The following is a 20475-nucleotide window of genomic DNA, read 5'->3' as shown; positions in this document are numbered from 1 at the left end:
GTCACGGGGACGATCGGCAGAGGGCCTCCGAGCGTTGGCGCACGGACCGGCTCGCCCACGCCACCGGGCTCCAGTAGCCGAGCGAGGCGTAGAGGGAGCGAGCCACGGTGTTGTGCGCGTACATGCCGAGCGTGCACAGGCCGTGGTCGGCCACGGCCCGGCGCGTCACGGCACCGACGAGCGCCCGGCCGAGGCCCCGCCCGCGCACCGAGGCGTCGACGGCGACCGACGACACCGACGGCGCCCCGCTCGACAGGAGGCCGACGGCCGCGGTGGCGACGAGGCGACCGTCGAGGTCGATGCCCCACCACGTCTCGCCCTCGCCCGGCCCGGTGTCGGCCGTGGGGGAGTGCTCGGCGAGGAAGGCCGCGACCTCCTCGTGTCGGGCCGTGTCGTCGAGCGGCCGGACGAGGCCCTCGGGGCCGAAGGCGGGGGGCGCCGTCCGGGTGACGAACCAGTCCCAGTCACCGCCCGGGTCGACCTCGAGCCGTTCGTGCACGAGCGGCTCGAGGTGCCGCGGAACGCTCAGACCGAGGGGCCAGGACGCGTGGACCTCCTCGGCGAGCTGCGGCAGCCGGTCGAGCAGGGCACCCACTCCCGCTGCCCCGCCGAGCGCGGCGAACGCCACGCCGTGGCGACGCAGCCGACGGAAGAGGACCGCGTCCCCGGACCGCCACCACGTGTCCGAGAGCCGGGGCGGCACCTCCCAGCGGACGAACTCGTGTCCGCCCGACGCGTCGACGAGGGCCGCGTGCCCGTGACCGCGCACCACGGGGCCCGCTGCCGCGGGGGCGCGGCCGCGATCGGCGGTCACTCGCTGATCCCGAAGCGGGCGTGGAGGCGGCGGAGCGGGCCCGGCGCCCACCAGTTGAACCGGCCGAGCAGCGTCATCGTCGCGGGCACGAGGAGCATCCGCACGAGCGTCGCGTCGATGGCGACGGCCGCGACCAGCGCGACGCCCATCTCCTTGATGATGAGGATGTCGCCGGCGACGAAGCCCGCGAACACGATGACGATGAGCAGCGCCGCGCTCGTGATGATCCGTCCGGTGCGCTGGAGCCCGAGCGAGACGGCACGGTCGGTGTCGCGCCCGGCCCGGTGGAACTCGACGATGCGGGACAGGAGGAAGACCTCGTAGTCCATCGAGAGCCCGAACCCGAAGGCGAGGACGAGGAAGGGCACCATCGACTCCACCGCGCCCACCGACGTGAAGCCGAGCAACCGGTCGAGGTGGCCCTCCTGGAAGATCCACACGACGACCCCGAGGGCGGCACCGAGCGACACGACGTTCATGAGGAGCGCCTTGACGGGAACGACCAGCGAACCGGTCATGAGGAAGAGCAGCAGGAGCGTGCCGAGGACGACGAGCCCGACGGCGTAGGGCGCACGGGCCGCCATCGAGTCGAGGAAGTCGATCTGGCCCGCGGCCTGGCCCGTGGTGAGGGTCTCGAACGGTGCTGCCGCAGAGCGGATCTGGGTGACGAGGTCCTGCGCGGCGTCGGAGGTCGGGGGTCCGGCCACGCGGATGTCGACGCGCTGGTGGGCGGCGCCGAGCGGGGCCACCGTGACGCCCTCCACGCCGGGCGCCGACGAGAAGCGGCCGGCCCACGACGTGACGGTGGCACGGTCGGGTGAGGCGGCGACGACGGTGACCTCGGGCGCGGACAGGGTCGGGTAGTCACGGGCGAGCGCGTCGAAGAAGACGCGCTGCGCGGCGTCCTTGGGCAGCAGCTCGGTGCCCGAGGCGGTCAGCTTCATCGACAGCGTCGGCAGCGCGAGGGTGACGAGCACGGCGAGGACCGCCACGATGACGAGGACCGGACGGCGTTGCACCCCGGACGCCAGCCGCGAGAAGGCGCCGGTGTCACTCGGCCGCTCGATCGCCTTGCGCGCCAGGCGTTTCGCGCCGAGCACGGCCAGCGCAGGGACGAGCGTGACGGCGACCACCATGGCGACGAGCACGACGCTGACGCCGGCCACCCCGATGGCCCTCATGATCGAGGCCTCGAAGACGAGCAGGCCCGACAGCGCGATCGCGACGGTGACCCCGGAGAAGAGCACGGTGCGTCCGGCTGTGGCGACGGTGCGCTCCGCGGCGAGCACGACGTCCTCGCGCGTCGGCGACTCCTCGGCCCGGTGCGACAGCTCCTCGCGGAACCGGCTCACGGTGAGCAGGCCGTAGTCGATCGAGAGCCCCAGCCCGAGGAGCGTGACGATGTTGACGACCGTCGCGTCGAGCTCGACCGCGTGGGAGAAGCCGAAGAGCGAGAGGAGCGCCCCACCGATCGACACCACGGCACCGACCACCGGCATGCCGGCGGCGACGAGGCCGCCGAAGACGAAGAACATGACGAGGAAGGTCAGCGGCAAGGCGATGCCCTCGCCGCGGACGAGGTCGCGCTCGACGGTGCCGGTGATGGCCTTGATGGTCTTGTTCGTGCTGCCGACCGATCCCTCGGCGTGCATGGCCGACGCGACGTCGAGCAACGCGGTCTCGGCAGCGGCCTCGGCGTCGTCCTGGGCCTGCTTGGGCAGCCCCGGCCGGAAGTCGACCACGGTGACGAAACCGCCCACCGCCGGGGTCCCTCCCGCCAGCAGTGGCGCGACCGACGGGTCGCGAAGCCCCTTGGGGGACAGGAGCGGCGACCTGACGTCCTTGACGCCGTGGAGCCCGGCCAGCTTCGCGGTCGCGGCGGCGCCGGCGCGCACCACCGCTCGGTCGGCGAGGTCCGCGCCGGTCACCTGCAGCGTCAGCGTCTCCAGGGCGGGCTGGGAGGCCTCGATGACGTCCCGGGCCCTCGAGGACTCCGAGTCGACCGTCGGTGCGCCCGAGTGCAGCCGCTCGAAGAGCGACTGGCCGGTGACGCCCCCGACCGACACCGCGAAGCACGCGACGGCGACGACGACCCAGCCGGCGACCCACGAGCGGGGGTGGTGGGCGATGGCCCGGCCGAGCCGGGTGAGGAGCGAGGGCGGGCGGCCGCCCACGGCCGAGGGTCGGGACACACGGATAGGGTTCCACAGTGAGCTCCGACGACCTCTTCGGGTCCGCCGCGGCGGCAGAGCGTGCCGACCTGCCCGCGTCGGCGGGGACGGCGCCGCTCGCGGTCCGGATGCGGCCGCGGACCATCGAGGAGGTGCGCGGGCAGCGCGAGTCCCTGCGCCCGGGCAGCCCGCTGCGACGGCTCATCGAGGGCTCCGGCGGTGCCGCCGGCCCCCTGTCGGCGATCATCTGGGGCCCGCCCGGCACCGGCAAGACGACGCTCGCCCACCTCGTCGCCACGGCCGCCGACCGCCGGTTCGTCGAGCTGTCCGCCGTCACCGCGGGCGTCAAGGACGTCCGGTCCGTCATGGACGCGGCGGCCCGCGAGCGCGACCTCTACGGGCGCCAGACCGTCCTGTTCCTCGACGAGATCCACCGCTTCACCAAGGCGCAGCAGGACGCCCTGCTGCCCGGTGTCGAGAACCGCACCGTCATCCTCGTCGCGGCGACGACGGAGAACCCGTCGTTCAGCATCATCTCGCCGCTGCTGTCGCGCTCGGTCCTCGTCACGCTGGGCGCGCTGCCCGACGCCGACGTCGCCGACCTGCTCCGCGCCGCCCTCGACGACGAGCGCGGCTTCGCCGGCGCGCACACCCTGGACGACGACGCCCTCGACCACCTCGTGCGGATCTCCGGCGGCGACGCGCGCCGGGCCCTGACCTCCCTCGAGGCGGCGGCCGGTGTCGCGCTCGACGCCGAACCCGCCGGGCGCACCGACGACCGTCCGGTGGCCATCACCCTGGCCCACGTCGAGCAGGCGGTGGCGCACGCGGCGGTCCGGTACGACCGTGCCGGTGACCAGCACTACGACGTCGCCAGCGCCCTCATCAAGTCGATGCGCGGCAGCGACGTCGACGCCGCCCTGCACTACCTGGCGCGGATGCTCGAGGCGGGGGAGGACCCGCGGTTCATCGCACGCCGCATCGTCATCTCCGCGAGCGAGGACGTCGGCATGGCCGACCCGACAGCGCTGCAGACCGCCGTAGCGGCGATGCACGCCGTGGCGCAGATCGGGATGCCCGAGGCGCGGATCATCCTGGGCCAGGCCGTGGTCCACAACGCGCTCGCCCCGAAGTCGAACGCGGCCTACCTCGGCATCAACGCCGCCATCGCCGACGTCCGGGCCGGACGCGGGGGAGCGGTACCGCCACACCTGCGCGGCAGCGGGTACGCCGGTGCCGAGCGGCTCGGCCACGGGGCGGGCTACGTCTACGCGCACGACGAGCCTGACGCCGTGGCCCGCCAGCAGTACCTGCCCGACGACCTGCACGACGCCGTCAGCTACTACCGGCCCACCGACCGCGGGTTCGAGGAGCGACTGCGCACGCGGTGGGACTGGCTCGCCGGCCGTCTCGGCCGGACCCGTCGGTCCTGACGTCCGGGCCCGTCGGTCATGACGTCCGGACCCGTGGTCCTGACGTCCGCGTCAGGACCGGAGGTGCCTGGCGGTCCGACGGCTCGGCCACTCCCGCGCCCGACACGCCACGTTCGCGGTGAGTTGTCCAGGCGTGTTGCCGGCGTGACAGGTGGGGCCAGGGAGCCGTCCGACGGCCGAACATCCCTCCGGGCCCGCCCTCGTCCGCACGATGTTGTGCCGAACCGGACACTGGTAACGATTTGTCAACCAAGACCGTCTCGATGCTTGGACACCGGCCCGGCGTATGGCAGGGTGACGACGTCCCGCAGGGGGTGGAACGGCCCGTCCGTGTGCCTGTGCCGGGACCGGCGAGTGACCTCGTCGGTGATGGAACCCCACAAGGATGGAGACGACGCGTTGAACGCCATGCCGGGCTCTGCAGCTGCGACGCTGACGGAGGCGCCCGACGAGAGGACCGCCCAGGAGCCGAACCGCAAGCAGGTGAGGACCGGCCGTTCTCCGGGGCAGGTCGCCTGGGACCGGCTGAAGAAGGACAAGGTCGCCATCGTCTGCGGCGCCATCATCGTCTTCTTCGTCCTCGTCGCGATCTTCGCGCCGCTGCTGACCAAGCTCGAGGCGGTCGACCCGCTGACCAAGGCCGCGGCCGACCCGTACGCGACGCACACCGAGCTCGTCGACTTCAACGGCCTGCCGACCGTCGGCATGAGCTCGGCCCACTTCCTCGGCGTCGAGCCCCGACTGGGCCGTGACCTGTTCGCCCGCTGGGCCTACGGCGCCCAGCCCTCGCTCGTCATCGGGTTCGTCGCGGCGACCGTCTCGACGATCATCGGCGTGACGCTCGGCCTCGTCGCCGGGTACCTCGGCGGCGTCGTGGACCGCATCATCTCGTGGGTCATCGACTTCTTCCTCAGCCTGCCGATCCTGCTGCTCATCATCGCCATCGTTCCGATCGTCCAGAAGAGCATCGCCGCCGGCAGCGACCTCACCAACGAGCAGACGTCCCGCATCCGCTTCGTCGTGCTGATCTGCGTGCTCTTCTTCTTCGGCTGGATGGGCCTGGCCCGACTCGTCCGCGGTGAGGTGACGAGCCTGCGCGAGCGCGAGTTCGTCCAGGCGGCCCGGGCCATCGGGGTCCCCACCCGCCAGATCCTCTTCAAGGAGATCCTGCCCAACCTCGTGGGCCCCATCATCGTGTCCGCCTCGATCGCGGTCCCGGCCTACATCACCTACGAGGCGACGCTGAGCTACCTCGGCGTCGGCCTCGTCGAGCCGACGGCGTCGTGGGGCCGCACGATCGCCGATGCGCAGAACCTCTTCGCCACCTATCCGCTGTGGCTCTGGCCCTCGGTCATCGCCCTGTCGCTGCTCGTGCTCGCCCTGACGCTGCTTGGTGACTCGATCCGCGATGCCTTCGACCCCACCAGTCGCCGATAACCCACCCGTTCTCGGTCCTCACATGTCCCCGGCAAAGCGCCGGGACACGCACAAAAGGGAGCAACAACAATGCGCTGGACCAAAGTCCTGACCGTGGGAGCCGTGGCATCCCTCGGGTTTGTCGCGGCCTGCGGCGCTCCGGCAGCCAACAACGGCGGCGCCGGCGGCACCAACGGTGCCGGCAACGGCCCCGTCGAGGGTGCCGCTGCCGCCCTCGACCCGAACGCCAAGGGGCCGGCCCCCGCCGTCCCGGGCGCCAAGAAGGGCGGCATCCTCACCGTCGCCTACTCGTCGACGCCCGCCAACATGGACCCGAGCGACCAGTTCTTCCAGGACACGGCCGTCATCTTCTCGCTGACGCACCGCGCGCTGACGACGTTCACGATGCGCGACGGCAAGATGGTCCTCGTCCCGGACCTCGCCACCGACCTCGGCAAGCAGTCCGAGGACGGCCTCACGTGGACCTTCACCCTCAAGGACGGCCTGAAGTACGAGGACGGCACGCCGGTCAAGGCCCAGGATGTCGTGTTCGCGGCCAAGCGCTCCTTCGACCCCGACCTCGCCGCGGACGGGCCGACGTACCAGAAGGAGTTCTTCAAGGGCGGCGCCGACTACCAGGGCCCGTACAAGGGTGACAAGAACTGGAAGGGCGTCGAGGCCACCGACGACAAGACCGTCGTCTTCCACCTCGAGAAGCGCTTCGAGACGCTCCCGTACTTCGTCTCCTTCAACCAGTTCGCGCCGATCCCCGAGGCCAAGGACACCAAGGCCGACTACCAGCTGCACCCGCTGGCCACCGGTCCCTACATGTTCGACAAGTACACCCCGGGCACCGAGCTGACCCTCAAGCGCAACCCCAACTGGGACCCCAAGACGGACCCGGCGCGCAACGACTACCCGGACGGCTACCACTTCAAGTGGGGCGTCGACGACCTCAAGACGCAGACCGCCATCCTCGCCTCCAACGGCGACGACGCGACGACGATGAACTGGATGCCCATCGACTCCTCGCTCATCCCGCAGATCGAGGGTGAGAAGAAGTCGCAGTTCGTCGAGGGTCCGTCCTCGTGCGTGATCATGGTCAACATGGACGCCACGAAGATCCCCATGCCGGTGCGCAAGGCGATCGCCGCCGCGTGGCCGTTCGACTCGATCCACAAGGCCGCCGGCGAGACCTCGCACTCGTTCACCCCGGCCAGCACGATGATCCCGCCGCAGATCCCCGGCCACCTCGACTACGTCGTCGACGGCATGAACGGCCAGGGCGACGGCAACCCGGACAAGGCGAAGAAGATGCTCGCCGACGCCGGCTACGGTCCGGACAAGCCGTTCGAGCTCATCTACTACTACACGAACGACGACGACTCGGCGCAGAAGGTCAACCAGGTCCGCAAGCAGAAGCTCCAGGCTGCCGGCTTCAAGGTGACCGACATCGGCGTTCCCGGAAAGGAGCGCCGCGCGATCATCGGCAAGCCCAACGGCAAGTACAACATGCTGCAGGGCCCGCGCGGCTGGTGCTTCGACTGGCCGTCGGCCGACTCCATCATCCCGCCCACCGTCGGCTCCGGCGCCCTGTCGCAGGGTGGCACGACCTTCGGCAACTTCTCCGACGCCAAGATCGACGCCGAGATCAAGCGCATCCTGCAGCTCTCGATCGCCGAGCAGGGCCCGGAGTGGGGCAAGATGGACAAGTGGCTCATGGAGAACTACCTCCTGGCCATCCCGGACTACTACGACAAGGGCAACACGGTCTTCGGCTCGAAGGTCAAGAACGTCATGAACAACCCGAACAAGGGCATGCCCGAGATCACCCAGATCTGGCTCGACCAGTAAGTCGGTGCTGACGGCGTCCCGCCGCGGACGCATGATCTGAACCGACCGCGGTGGTGGGGGTCCGGCGATCCCGGACCCCCATCACTGGCGCCCGCCCCCTTGGAAGGCTCCTCCCGTGCTCACGTACATCCTGCGGAGGCTCGCGCTGGCCCTGAGCGTCGTCCTGGCGACCCTGGTCTCGGCGTTCCTCCTCTTCTTCGCCGCGCCGTCGGACCCGGCGCAGGCCTTGTGTCCCGACACGAAGTGCCCGCCGGCCCGCCTCGCGGCCATCCGCGCCAACCTCGGCCTGGACAAGCCGCTGCCCCAGCAGTTCACCGACTACTTCTCGGGCCTGTTCGCCGGCCGTGACTTCGTCTACGCCGGGGACCGGGTGCACTGCGGCGCGCCGTGCCTGGGCTACTCGTTCGTGACGCGGCAGTCCGTCAACGACGAGCTGTTCACGCGGTTCCCGAACACCGTGGTCCTGACGCTCATGGCGGCCGTCATCTTCCTGGTCGTCGGCATCACGCTCGGCATCCTGGCCGCCGTCCGGCGCGGCACCCCCTCGGACCGGGGCATCGTCGGCGTCTCGCAGGTCATCGGCGCGATCCCGTACTACGTGCTCGCGCTGCTCGTCGCGCTGTACCCCGTGACGCTGTGGCACATCCTTCCGCAGTACAGGTCGATCTCCTCGGGCGTCGTGCCCTACCTCCTCGGCATGCTGGCCCCGGCCCTCATCCTGGGCCTCGTCACCTCGACGACGTACGTGCGCTACACCCGCAACTCGATGCTCGAGTCGCTGTCGATGGACTACATCCGCACGGCGCGCTCCAAAGGCATCGGCGAGCGGCGGGTGCTCGTGCGCCACGGCTTCCGCGCCGCGATGAGCCCGATCCTGACGATCCTCGGTCTCGACATCGCCGCCCTGCTCACGGGAACCCTCATCACCGAGCAGATCTTCAGCGTCGACGGCATCGGCCGGCGCACCATCACGGCCTTCCGCAACGACGACCTGCCGGTCATCATGGGCAGCGTCCTCATGACCGCGGTCATCGTGGTCCTGATGAACCTCCTCGTCGACATCGGCTACTCGTTCATCGACCCGCGAGTGAGGCTCACGTGACCACGCCGTCGAACACCATCGCGACCCAGAGCGCGCAGGCCCAGAACGCCGGGGACGTCGTCCTCGAGGTCACCGACCTGTCGGTCGCCTTCCCGACCGAGGAGGGGGTCGTCAAGGCCGTCTCCAACCTCAGCTACCAGGCCCGCCTCGGCCGCACCCTCGCCATCGTCGGCGAGTCCGGGTCGGGCAAGTCGGTCTCGAGCATGGCGGTCCTCGGCCTGCACAACCCGAAGCGCACGCAGATCACCGGGAGCATCAAGCTCGACGGCATCGAGCTCGTCGGGGCGCCGCGCCAGACCTTCCAGCAGATCCGGAGCACCAAGGCCGCCATGGTGTTCCAGGACCCGCAGTCCTCGCTGCACCCGTTCCACAAGGTCGGCAAGCAGATCGCCGAGGCCTACGCGGCCCACCACAGCGTGAGCAAGCAGGTGGCGGCCAAGCGTGCCGTCGAGATGCTCGAGCTCGTCGGCATCCCGAACCCGCAGCGCCGGGCCAACCAGTACCCGCACGAGTTCTCCGGCGGCATGCGCCAGCGCGCGATGATCGCCCTCGGCCTCGTCAACAACCCGAAGCTGCTCATCGCCGACGAGCCGACGACCGCCCTCGACGTCACCGTCCAGGCGCAGATCCTCGACCTCGTCAACGACCTGCAGAAGGAGTTCGGGTCGGCCGTCATCCTCATCACGCACGACCTCGCGGTCGTCGCCGAGACCGCCGACGACATCCTCGTCATGTACGCCGGTCGCGGCGTCGAGAGGGGCGACGCCAAGGAGGTGCTGGCCCAGCCCTCGCACCCCTACACCTTCGGCCTGCTGCAGTCGGTCCCGTCGCACTCGGAGGACCGCGACGAGCTCTCGACGATCCCCGGCGCGCCGCCGAGCCTGCTCGCCCTGCCCTCGGGCTGTTCGTTCCACCCGCGCTGCGCGTTCAAGGACCTCGTCGAGGGCGACGCCTGCTTCACGCAGCTGCCCGAGTGGCGTCCGACGCCGGGGCTGTCCAACCGCCAGTTCCGGTGCCACCTCGAAGACCCGGTGACCACCCTGAACAGCGCCGAGGGAGCACGATGAGCGACCAGACGCTGCTGGAGGTCACCGACCTCCAGCGCTACTTCCCCTTCCGCGAGGTCCAGGGGCTGCGCATGGTCAAGGCCATGGTCAAGGCCGTCGACGGCATCAGCTTCTCGGTCAAGCAGGGCCAGACGCTCGGCCTGGTCGGGGAGTCCGGCTGCGGCAAGTCGACGACCTCACGCCTCGTGACCCGCCTCGACGAGCCCACCGGCGGGAAGGTCGTCTTCGAGGGCCGCGACATCACGCACCTGCCGGAGAAGGACCTCCGGTCCATCCGCCGCGACGTGCAGATGATCTTCCAGGACCCGTACAGCTCCCTGAACCCGCGGCACACCGTCGGTTCGATCCTCGCGACGCCGCTCAAGGTCCACGGTCTGCACCGGGGCAAGGAGAAGGCCCGCGTCCAGGAGCTGCTCGAGCTCGTCGGCCTCAGCCCCGAGCACATCAACCGCTACCCGTCGGAGTTCTCCGGCGGCCAGCGCCAGCGCATCGGCATCGCTCGCGCTCTCGCGGTCGAGCCCAAGCTCATCATCGCGGACGAGCCGGTGTCGGCGCTCGACGTGTCGATCCAGGCGCAGGTGATGAACCTGCTGGGCAAGCTGCGCGACGAGCTCGACCTCGCGTTCATCTTCGTCGCGCACGACCTCGGCGTCGTGCGCCACTTCTGCGACCAGGTCGCGGTCATGTACCTCGGCAAGATCGTCGAGTACGGCGACAAGAAGAAGATCTACGAGGAGCCGGAGCACCCGTACACGCAGGCGCTGCTGTCCGCTGCACCGGACATCAACGTCGCGCGCGGCATCGCCCCCAAGGAGCGCATCCGCCTCGTCGGCGACGTGCCCAGCCCGATCGACCCGCCGAGCGGGTGCCGCTTCCGCACCCGCTGCTGGAAGGCCCAGGAGGTCTGCGCCCAGACGGAGCCGCCGCTGGTGCCCTCCGAGGCGGCTCTGGCACCGGTCCGGTCCAAGCGCGAGAGCGGCAAGCACGTGCAGGCCTGCCACTTCCCCGAGATCAAGACCGACCTCGTGGCCGAGGTGGAGCCCGTCTGACGCGCCGCGAAAGCCGTCGGCGGCAGTCGGCCGGCGTCGGTCGGCAGCTCCGCCGGCGGCCCACGCGTGCTGGGCCGGTCCCCGCTTGGGGGACCGGCCCAGCCGCGTGTCCGGGGGCCCGAGCGTCTCGTCCGGGCGGGAACGCGGTGGGACCCGCAGGGCACCGTCCGTTAGGGTTGACCAGTGGCGCGAGGTCCGCGCCGACGAGTCGAAGGACGGATGCATCGTGGCCCGAGTGGCACGCAGGGTGGTCCCGGTCCGGGTGAGCGCGCGGCAGGCGCGAGCTCCCCGGGGGCCAGTCGCGCCCCGTTGAGGCGCCGGGCTGGCCCCGCCCCCACCTGCCCCGACCCGCGCCGTCGTCTCCGTGACGGCCCCGGACCACTCACCGACCCAAGGACTGACGCATGGAAACCGCTGAGATCAGGCGCCGTTGGCTCTCGTTCTTCGGCAGCCGCGACCACACCGTCGTGCCGAGCGCGTCGCTCGTGCACGACGACCCGAACCTACTGTTCGTCAACGCCGGCATGGTGCCGTTCAAGCCGTACTTCCTCGGCCAGGAGACGCCGCCGTACAGCCGCGCGACGAGCGTCCAGAAGTGCGTGCGGACCCTCGACATCGAGGAGGTCGGCAAGACGACCCGCCACGGCACGTTCTTCCAGATGAACGGCAACTTCAGCTTCGGCGACTACTTCAAGGAAGGCGCGATCGAGCTCGCGTGGGAGCTCATCACGAGGAGCCAGTCCGACGGCGGCCTCGGCTTCGACGAGAAGGACCTCTACGCGTCCGTCTACCACGAGGACGACGAGGCCATCTCGCTGTGGAAGAAGGTCGCCGGCCTGCCCGACGACCGCATCGTGCGGCTCGGCCGCAAGGACAACTACTGGAACATGGGCGTCGCCGGCCCGGGCGGCCCCTGCTCGGAGATCCTCCTCGACCGCGGGCCGGCGTACGGCGCCGACGGTGACTGGGAGGCCGGCGACCGCTACCTCGAGTTCTGGAACCTCGTCTTCATGCAGTACGAGCTCGAGAACGTCCGGTCGAAGGAGGACTTCGACATCGTCGGGGACCTGCCCAAGCGCAACATCGACACCGGCATGGGCCTCGAGCGCGCCGCCTTCCTGCTCCAGGGCGTCGACAACATCTACGAGACCGACGAGGTCTTCCCGGTCATCGCCGCGGCCGAGGACCTCACCGGCCGCCGCTACGGTGCGGTGCACGAGGACGACGTCCGCTTCCGGGTCGTCGCCGACCACGTGCGCTCCTCGCTCATGCTCATCGGCGACGGCGTCGTGCCGGGCAACGAGGGGCGCGGGTACGTCCTGCGCCGCCTGCTGCGCCGCGCGGTGCGCTCGATGCGCCTGCTCGGCGTCGACGCCCCGACCCTCGAGCACCTGCTGCCGGTCAGCATGGAGCGGATGAAGGCCTCCTATCCCGAGCTCGAGACCGACTTCCGGCGGATCAGCCAGGTCGCCTACGCAGAGGAGGACGCGTTCCGACGCACCCTGAGCGCGGGCACGACGATCCTCGACACCGCGGTCGCCAAGGCCAAGGCGTCGGGGGCGGCGACGCTCGGCGGGCCCGAGGCGTTCGCGCTGCACGACACGTACGGGTTCCCGATCGACCTCACGCTCGAGATGGCGTCCGAGCAGGGCCTGCAGGTCGACGAGGCCGGCTTCCGGCGCCTCATGGCCGAGCAGCGCGACCGCGCCAAGGCCGACGCCCGGGCGAAGAAGAGCGCGCACGGCGACACCTCCGTCTACCGGCAGCTGGCCGACGCGCTCGGCCGCGACGTCGAGTTCACCGGCTACGACCAGGTGCTCACCGACACCCGCCTGCGCGGCATCGTCCGCAACGGGGTCGTCGTCGAGCGCGCCGAGGCCGGCGACGACGTCGAGCTCGTCCTGGATCGCACCCCGCTCTACGCCGAGTCCGGTGGCCAGCAGGCCGACCACGGGCGGATCCGCCTCGCGAACGGCGCGCTCATCGAGGTCAAGGACGTCCAGCGACCCATCACGGGGCTGGTCGTCCACCGCGCCACGGTCCTCGAGGGCGAGGCGGCGGTGGGCCAGGAGGCCGAGGCGGAGGTCGACGTGCTGCGTCGGCGTTCCATCTCGCGGGCGCACACCGCGACGCACATGGTGCACCAGGCGCTGCGCGACGAGCTCGGCGAGACCGCGACCCAGGCCGGTTCGGAGAACTCGCCGGGGCGCCTGCGCTTCGACTTCCGGTCGCTGCAGGCGGTACCGGCTGAGGCGATGGGGCAGATCGAGGCCCGCATCAACGGGTTCCTGCTCGACGACCTGCCCGTGACCGCCGACGTCATGGGGCTCGACGCGGCCAAGAAGCTCGGTGCGATGGCGCTCTTCGGCGAGAAGTACGGCGAGCGCGTCCGCGTTGTCTCGATCGGCGAGTGGTCGCGTGAGCTGTGCGTGGGCACGCACACTCCGCGGATCGGCCAGATCGGGGTCGTCAAGCTGCTCGGGGAGGCCTCCATCGGCTCGGGTGTCCGACGGGTCGAGGCGCTCGTCGGCGCCGACGCCTACACCCATCTGGCCCGCGAGGCGGCGATCGTCAGCCAGCTGACCGACACGCTCGGCGTGCGCCGTGACGAGCTGCCCGACCGCATCAGCGGCATCCTGTCGCGCCTGCGCGACGCCGAGAAGGAGATCGCGGCGGTGCGCCAGGCCCAGGTGCTCGGCGCGGCCGCGGGTCTCGTCGCCTCGGCGCGCGACATCGGTGGCGTCACGTTCGTCAGCCACGACGCCGGCAGCGGGGTCGTCGCTGACGACCTGCGCGCTCTGGTCACCGACGTGCGCTCGAGGCTCGGCAACGAGCGGCCGACGCTCGTGTCCATGGCGGCGGTCGCGAACGAGCGGCCCGTCGTCATCGTCGCGACGAACGAGCGCGCCCGCGAGGCCGGCCTCAAGGCGGGCCACTTCGTCAAGCTCGCGGCCGCCGCCCTCGGCGGTGGCGGTGGGGGGCGCGACGAGCTCGCCCAGGGTGGCGGCACGGACGCCGGCCAGGTCTCGGCGGCCCTCGGCGCGGTCGAGGACGCACTGCGGAGCCGAGGCGCCGGCCAGTGACCTCGTCGGGCGCACGCCCCGGAGTTCGCGTCGGCGTCGACGTGGGCCAGGCCCGCGTCGGCGTCGCCGCGTCCGACCCGTCCGGGACTTTCGCCCACCCCGTCGAGACGCTGCCGCGTGACCTCGCGGCCGACGCCGACGTCGAGGCGCTCGCCGCGATCGTCGCCGACCTCGGCGCCGTCGAGGTCGTCGTCGGGCTGCCGCGGCTCCTGTCCGGGCAGGAGGGGGAGGCGGCCCGGCTGGCTCGCACGTATGCGTCCCTGCTGGCCGCGCGGCTCGGTACCGTGTCGGTGCGCCTCGTCGACGAGCGCTTGACCACCGTCGACGCGCACCGGAGACTACGCGACAGCGGGGTCCCCGGTCGCGGCCAGCGAGCGGTGGTCGACCAGGCCGCTGCCGTGCTGATCCTCCAGTGGGCCCTCGACACCGAGGCGGCCCTGGGCCGGGCGCCGGGCGAGACCGTCTCGCCCACCGGAAGACGGAAGAAGGAACGCCGACGATGAAGGACCACCTGGAGTCGTCCATCTTCGGCGACCACGACGACACGTACGCCTACGACGAGACCGCGCCGGGCGCCTACGAGCACGACCTCGCCGCGGGTGGGTACGACGGGTACGGCAGGCATGCGGACCACGACCACGTCGCCGGCCACGGGGGACACGAGGCAGGCCACGGTCCGGCACACGGTGCCGACGCGGAGGGTGCCGTCCCCCTGACCCGGCGCGAGCGTCGCGAGGCCGAGCAGGCCGCCCGGGCGCGCGGACGCCGCAGACGCGACGCCGGCTCGTCCACGGGGGCACCCAGCGCACCTGCACCCGCCGCGCGACGCTCCGGCAAGCCGTCGGTGCTGCGCCGCATCATCGTCATCGTCCTCGCGCTCGGTCTCATCGGTGGCGGCGTGGGCGTCGCCTACAAGGCGTTGCGGCCCGTCGTCGAGGACTTCCTCGAGGCCAACGACTACCCGGGCCCGGGCTCCGGCCAGGTCCAGGTCACCGTCGAGGACGGCCAGGGCGGCACCGCCATCGCCAAGACGCTCGTCGAGGACGACGTCGTCAAGTCGACGAAGGCGTTCATCGAGGCCGCGAACGCCGACCCGAGGAGCGCCGGCATCCAGCCGGGCATCTACACGCTGAAGAAGCAGATGCGCGCCGCCGACGCCCTCGCCGTCCTCGTCGACCCCAAGAACCGCGACATCACCCGGGTCACCATCCCGGAGGGCCTGTGGGCCACCGAGATCTACGCGCGCCTGTCGAAGGGCTCGGGCATCCCGGTCGCCCAGTACGAGGCCGCGGCCAAGAAGGTCGACGAGCTCGGCCTGCCACCGTCGGCCAAGGGCAACATCGAGGGCTACCTCTTCCCGGCCAGCTACGAGTTCGGGTCAAAGACGACCGCGCTCGACCAGCTCAAGCAGATGGTCGCCGAGTCGATGAAGCGCCTCGACGCCCTCGGCATCGCGCCGGACCGGATGGAGCGCGTCGTCACGGTCGCGAGCCTCGTCGAGGGCGAGGCCCAGACCGAGGCCGACCAGGCCAAGGTGGCACGGGTCATCGAGAACCGCCTCGCCCAGAACATGTCCCTCGGCCTCGACTCGACGGTCAACTACATCTTCAAGAAGCGCGGCATCTTCAAGAAGCGCGGCGTGCCCACCCAGGCCATGCTCGACAGCGGCAGCCCGTACAACACGCGTCGCTTCCCGGGTCTGCCGCCGGGCCCGATCGCCAACCCCGGCGACCAGGCCCTGCAGGCGGCCGCCTCGCCGGCGCCGGGCGGCTGGTTGTACTTCGTCACCGTCAACCTGGCCACCGGCGAGACGAAGTTCGCGACGACGTACGAGGAGCACCAGCGCAACGTCCAGCAGTTCCAGCAGTGGTGTGCGGCCAACAAGGGCAAGTGCTGACGCCCTGGTGCGAGGTGTGGGGCAGCCCCATCGCGCACTCGCTCTCGCCGGTGCTGCACCGGGCCGCCTACACGGCGCTGGGTCTCGGCTGGACGTACGGACGCCGCGAGGTCGGGGCCGACCGGTTCGCCGGCGAGCTCGAGGCCCTCGCGGACGGGTGCCGGGGCCTGTCGCTGACGATGCCGCTCAAGGAGGCGGCCCTCGCGGCCGCGTCCGTCGTGGACGACGCGGCCCGCGCCACCGGTGCGGCCAACACGCTGCTGCCGACCGCCGCCGGCTGGTCGGCGCATAACACCGACGTCGTCGGCGTCCGGCGGGCGCTGGCCGAGGCCGGTGCCCCCGCGCCCCGATCGGTGCTCGTCGTCGGGTCGGGGGCCACGGCGCGCTCCACGGTCGCGGCGGTGGCCGGCACCGCCCGGCGGGTCGTCCTCATGGTGCGCGACCGGGCCCGACCCGAGACGCTCGAGCAGGCGCGCGCGTCGGGCCTCGAGGTCGAGGTCGTCGGTCTCGGGCAGTGGACGCCGACCGACGTCGTCGTCAGCACCGTGCCCCCTGCGTCCGTGGTCGGCCTGGACCGGCTGCCCGTGGCCGACGCGTCGACGCGCCCGGTGCTGCTCGATGCCGTCTACGCCGGCGGCACGACGCCGCTCGAGCGGGCCGCTGCGGCCGCCGGCTGGGTCGTCGCCCCCGGTACGGACATGCTCCTGCACCAGGCCACCCGACAGGTCGAGCTCATGACCGGGCGCCCCGCGCCCCTCGAGGCGATGCGTGCCGCGCTCGACGCCGTCCTGGCGGCCCGGGCGGTCCGGACATCTCAGCAGGCGGCGGGTCGCGACGACCGCGCAGGTACGGCCGAGGCGGGGACCGCGTCGTGACCTGGGTCGCCGCGCCGCCGACGCCGTGGTGGTTCGTCGTCGTGGTGGGTCTGGCCGGCCTCGGTGTCGGTGAGCTCCTGCGCCGGCGGCTCGCGACCCTGGGCTACCGGCTCGACGATGAGATCGGTCCGGGACCGCGCGTCGGGCCGTGGGTCGTGACGGCCTCGACCGGGCTGCTCTGGGCGGTCCTCGCCTGGCGGTTCGGCCCCCTGTCGGAGTGGGCGCTGGCACCGGCCTACCTCGTCTTCTCCGCGGTCGCGGTAGCGCTCTCGTGGATCGACGCCGACGTGCACCGGCTGCCTCGGGGCCTGACCCGCCCGGCATATGTCGTCCTGCTCGTCCAGCTGACCGTCGCCTCGCTCGCGTCGGGGGACTGGGCGGCCCTGCGTCGGGCCGTCGTCGCGGGTCTCGCGCTGTGGGCGGTGTTCCTGCTGCTCGCCCTGCTCGCCGCGTTGCTGGGCAGCGGCTTCGGGTTCGGCGACGTCACCCTGGCCGGCCTGGTCGGGCTCGCCTCGGGCTACCTGTCGGTGGTGGCGACGCTCGTCGCGGCGTGCGCGGCCTTCCTCCTCGCCGGCGCCTACGGCGTCGTCCGGCTCACGGTGCTGCGTGGTTCGCGCAAGGACGACATCGCCTTCGGTCCGTGGATGCTCGTCGGGTTGCTCCTGTCGCTGCTCACCGAGGTGCGGTTCGTCCTCTGACCGTGGTGCGTCCGGGTGCGGTCGCCGGTGTGGCTGCGGTCGTCCGCCTCGCGGGCGGGTCGGAGCCGGCGACAGGCTGCGTGGGAGGATCGGGACATGTTTCGTTGGTTGACCGCCGGTGAGTCCCACGGCCCGGCGCTGGTGGCCGTCCTCGAGGGCGTCCCGGCCGGTGTCGAGGTCGGCGCCAAGGACCTGCAGGCCGCGCTCGCGCGGCGCCGGCTCGGGTACGGGCGCGGCGCCCGGATGAAGTTCGAGCAGGACGAGGTCGAGTTCCTCGGGGGCCTGCGCCACGGGGTGACGATCGGCTCGCCCCTCGCCGTGCGCATCGGCAACAGCGAGTGGCCCAAGTGGACGACCGTCATGAGCCCCGAGGCCGTCAGCGACGAGGCGTACGCCGCCGCGGACGACGTCAACGCCGAGAAGGAGGTCGCGCGCAACAAGCCGCTGACCCGCCCCCGGCCCGGCCACGCGGACCTCGTCGGCATGCAGAAGTACGGGCACGAGGACGCCCGTCCCGTGCTCGAGCGGGCCAGCGCGCGTGAGACCGCGGCGCGGGTCGCGCTGGGTGAGGTCGCCGCGCGCTTCCTGGAGCAGGCCTACGGCATCCGGCTCGTGTCGCACACGGTCTCGATCGGCACCGCAGCGGTCAGCCCCGACGCGCCCGTGCCGACGCCCGACGACGTCGAGCGTCTCGACGCCGACCCCGTCCGCGCCTTCGACGTGGCCGGGTCGGCCGCGATGGTCGCCGAGGTCGACGCCGCCCGCAAGGACGGCGACACCCTCGGTGGCGTCGTCGAGGTGCTGGCCTACGGCCTGCCTCCGGGCCTCGGCTCGCACGTGCACTGGGACCGCCGGCTCGACGGCCGCCTGGCGCAGGCGCTCATGAGCATCCAGGCGATCAAGGGCGTCGAGGTCGGGGACGGCTTCGAGACGGCCCGCCGCCGCGGCTCCCGGGCCCACGACGAGATGGACCTGCTCGAGGGCGCCATCACGCGTCGCACCGCCCGGGCCGGCGGGACCGAGGGCGGCATGTCCAACGGCCAGCCGCTGCGCGTGCGCGCGGCGATGAAGCCGATCAGCACCGTGCCGCGGGCCCTCGCCACCGTCGACGTCGCGACCGGTGAGGCCGCGACCGCCATCCACCAGCGCTCCGACGTGTGCGCCGTCCCCGCGGCAGGCGTCGTCGCCGAGGCGATGGTGGCGCTCGTGCTCGCCGAGGCGTGCCTCGAGAAGTTCGGCGGCGACTCCGTCGCCGAGACCTCGCGCAACCACGCCGCGTACCTGGCGGCGATCCCGGAGGGGCTGCGGACGTGGTGACCGCCGACTCCGGGCAGCCGACGGACGCCACCGAGGCCACGGAGGCCAGGGGGGCCGAAGAGGCGACGCGTCCGGTCGCCGTCGTCGTCGGGCCGCCCGGTGCGGGCAAGACGACCGTCGGCAAGGCGCTCGCCGAGCGACTGGGGGTCGCCTTCCACGACGTCGACGCCGCCGTGGAAGCGGTGGAGGGGCGCAGCATCTCCGACATCTTCGTCGACGACGGCGAGCCGGTCTTCCGGGAGCTCGAGCGGGCCGAGGTGGCCCGGTCGCTCGCGGAGGAGACCGGCGTCGTCGCACTCGGGGGCGGGGCGGTGATGGACCCGCTGACCGAGGAGGCGCTGCGGGGCCACGTCGTCGTGTTCCTCGACGTCGCCATCGCCGACGCGAGCCGGCGCATCGGCTTCGACCGGTCCCGTCCGCTGCTCGCCGTCAACCCGCGCGCCTCGTGGGTCACGATGATGAACCATCGCCGCCCCACCTACGAGCGCGTGGCGTCGGTCCGCGTCGACACCGCGGGCAAGGCTCCGGAGGCCGTCGTCGACGAGGTCGTCGCGCTCCTCGAGGCGGGGCGGGCGTGAGCGGCACGGCCGCGCCGACGACGATCAGCGTCGGCGGACAGTACGACGTCGTCATCGGCTCCGGTGCCCTCGACCGGGTCGGCGAGCTCGTCGGCGAGGGAGTCGAGCGCGTCCTGCTCGTCCACCCGCCGACGCTGCCCGACCTCGTGGCGCGCGTCGCCTCGGCCCTCGAGGCGCGCGGGTACGCGGTCCTTGCCGCCGAGGTCCCCGACGCCGAGTCGGCCAAGACCGCCGCGGTGGCCGCAGACCTCTGGTCGCGGCTCGGCCGGGCGGGTTTCACCCGCAGCGACGCCGTCGTCGGCCTCGGCGGTGGCACCGTCACCGACCTCGCGGGCTTCGTCGCGGCGTCGTGGCTGCGTGGAGTACGCGTCGTGCAGGTGCCGACGACCCTCCTCGGCATGGTCGACGCCGCCGTGGGCGGCAAGACCGGCATCAACACTCCCGAGGGCAAGAACCTCGTCGGCGCATTCCACCCGCCGGCCGGGGTGGTCTGCGACGTCGGCGTGCTCGCGACACTGCCGCGGGCCGACCTCGTCGCGGGCCTCGCCGAGGTCGTCAAGTGCGGGTTCATCGCGGACCCGCGCATCCTCGAGCTCGTCGAGGACGACCCGGCATCGGCCTGCCGGGCCGACGGCCCGCACGTGGTCGAGCTCGTCGAGCGGGCGGTCCGGGTCAAGGCCGAGGTCGTCGCCGCCGACCCGCGCGAGAGCTCGCTGCGCGAGATCCTCAACTACGGCCACACGTTCGGGCATGCCATCGAGCAGGTCGAGGGCTACACGTGGCGTCACGGCGAGGCGATCAGCGTCGGCATGGTGTACGTCGCCGAGCTGGCGCGGCTCACCGGCCACCTCACCGGACCGGAGGGCGACCACCTGGTCGCCCGCCACCGAGCAGTGCTCGGGTCGCTCGGCCTGCCGACGACCTACCGCGGCGACCGGTGGGAGTCGCTGCTCACGGCGATGCGCCGGGACAAGAAGTCCCGCGGGTCGACCCTGCGGTTCGTCGTGCTCGACGGGCTCGCCGTCCCCACGCGTCTGGTCGGCCCGTCCGACGCCGTCCTCGAGGAGGCGTACCGCCTCGTGTCGCGGGCCGGCGGTGCGGGGGCTCACTAGACTCCGGCC

The 20475-nt window shown here is 72.0% G+C and carries 16 protein-coding genes; 14 read left to right on the top strand and 2 right to left on the bottom strand.

What is annotated here, in order from left to right:
* Position 1: 1 nt before the first annotated feature.
* The gene (locus AC1VM9_RS19020; RefSeq protein WP_481347072.1) at positions 2-814 is read right to left on the bottom strand and encodes a GNAT family N-acetyltransferase; all 813 of its coding nucleotides are present in this window, start codon (positions 812-814) and stop codon (positions 2-4) included.
* The gene (locus AC1VM9_RS19015; protein WP_483123713.1) at positions 811-3006 is read right to left on the bottom strand and encodes an MMPL family transporter; all 2196 of its coding nucleotides are present in this window, start codon (positions 3004-3006) and stop codon (positions 811-813) included. The genes AC1VM9_RS19020 and AC1VM9_RS19015 overlap by 4 nt, the downstream gene beginning before the upstream one ends.
* Before the next feature lie 17 nt (positions 3007-3023).
* Here AC1VM9_RS19015 and AC1VM9_RS19010 point away from each other — a divergent pair, with 17 nt between their 5' ends.
* The 14 genes from AC1VM9_RS19010 to aroB all read left to right on the top strand — a co-directional run bounded on the left by AC1VM9_RS19010 (position 3024) and on the right by aroB (position 20466).
* Positions 3024-4418 carry a replication-associated recombination protein A gene (locus AC1VM9_RS19010; protein WP_481339883.1) on the top strand — a complete coding sequence of 465 codons (1395 nt, stop codon included), beginning with the start codon at positions 3024-3026 and terminating at the stop codon, positions 4416-4418.
* A gap of 408 nt (positions 4419-4826) precedes the next feature.
* Positions 4827-5855 (top strand): ABC transporter permease, encoded by a 1029-nt coding sequence (locus AC1VM9_RS19005; protein ID WP_481339935.1) that lies wholly within the window; start codon positions 4827-4829, stop codon positions 5853-5855.
* Positions 5856-5924: 69 nt separating this feature from the next.
* Positions 5925-7688 carry an ABC transporter substrate-binding protein gene (locus AC1VM9_RS19000; RefSeq protein WP_483123711.1) on the top strand — a complete coding sequence of 588 codons (1764 nt, stop codon included), beginning with the start codon at positions 5925-5927 and terminating at the stop codon, positions 7686-7688.
* A 115-nt stretch (positions 7689-7803) separates the two neighbouring features.
* The gene (locus AC1VM9_RS18995) at positions 7804-8790 is read left to right on the top strand and encodes an ABC transporter permease (RefSeq protein WP_481339889.1); all 987 of its coding nucleotides are present in this window, start codon (positions 7804-7806) and stop codon (positions 8788-8790) included.
* Positions 8787-9857: an ABC transporter ATP-binding protein gene (locus tag AC1VM9_RS18990; protein WP_481344456.1), complete on the top strand. Its 1071-nt coding sequence runs from the start codon at positions 8787-8789 to the stop codon at positions 9855-9857. The genes AC1VM9_RS18995 and AC1VM9_RS18990 overlap by 4 nt, the downstream gene beginning before the upstream one ends.
* Entirely contained in the window at positions 9854-10906 is a 1053-nt protein-coding gene (locus tag AC1VM9_RS18985; RefSeq protein WP_481339894.1) for an ABC transporter ATP-binding protein, read from the top strand. The genes AC1VM9_RS18990 and AC1VM9_RS18985 overlap by 4 nt, the downstream gene beginning before the upstream one ends.
* A gap of 404 nt (positions 10907-11310) precedes the next feature.
* A complete protein-coding gene (gene alaS / locus AC1VM9_RS18980) occupies positions 11311-13989 on the top strand; it encodes an alanine--tRNA ligase (protein ID WP_481344457.1) in 2679 nt (892 codons plus the stop codon).
* Entirely contained in the window at positions 13986-14492 is a 507-nt protein-coding gene (gene ruvX / locus AC1VM9_RS18975) for a Holliday junction resolvase RuvX (RefSeq protein WP_481344458.1), read from the top strand. The genes alaS and ruvX overlap by 4 nt, the downstream gene beginning before the upstream one ends.
* Positions 14489-15886, top strand: a complete 1398-nt coding sequence (gene mltG / locus AC1VM9_RS18970; RefSeq protein WP_483123709.1) for an endolytic transglycosylase MltG — start codon at positions 14489-14491, stop codon at positions 15884-15886. The genes ruvX and mltG overlap by 4 nt, the downstream gene beginning before the upstream one ends.
* Positions 15880-16761, top strand: coding sequence for a shikimate dehydrogenase (locus AC1VM9_RS18965; protein WP_481344460.1), 882 nt, complete (start codon positions 15880-15882; stop codon positions 16759-16761). The genes mltG and AC1VM9_RS18965 overlap by 7 nt, the downstream gene beginning before the upstream one ends.
* The gene (locus tag AC1VM9_RS18960; RefSeq protein ID WP_481339907.1) at positions 16758-17459 is read left to right on the top strand and encodes a prepilin peptidase; all 702 of its coding nucleotides are present in this window, start codon (positions 16758-16760) and stop codon (positions 17457-17459) included. Before AC1VM9_RS18965 ends, AC1VM9_RS18960 begins: the two co-directional genes overlap by 4 nt.
* A gap of 96 nt (positions 17460-17555) precedes the next feature.
* A complete protein-coding gene (gene aroC / locus AC1VM9_RS18955; RefSeq protein ID WP_481339910.1) occupies positions 17556-18776 on the top strand; it encodes a chorismate synthase in 1221 nt (406 codons plus the stop codon).
* On the top strand, positions 18773-19354 hold the full coding sequence (locus AC1VM9_RS18950) for a shikimate kinase (RefSeq protein WP_481339937.1): 582 nt from the start codon (positions 18773-18775) through the stop codon (positions 19352-19354). Before aroC ends, AC1VM9_RS18950 begins: the two co-directional genes overlap by 4 nt.
* Positions 19351-20466 (top strand): 3-dehydroquinate synthase, encoded by a 1116-nt coding sequence (aroB, locus tag AC1VM9_RS18945; RefSeq protein WP_481344461.1) that lies wholly within the window; start codon positions 19351-19353, stop codon positions 20464-20466. Before AC1VM9_RS18950 ends, aroB begins: the two co-directional genes overlap by 4 nt.
* Positions 20467-20475 lie beyond the last annotated feature (9 nt).

The sequence above is a fragment of the Monashia sp. HAY1-11D genome (assembly GCF_056868035.1).
Note: the sequence above shows the minus strand (reverse complement) of the source record. Positions and strands in the feature narration are given on the sequence as shown.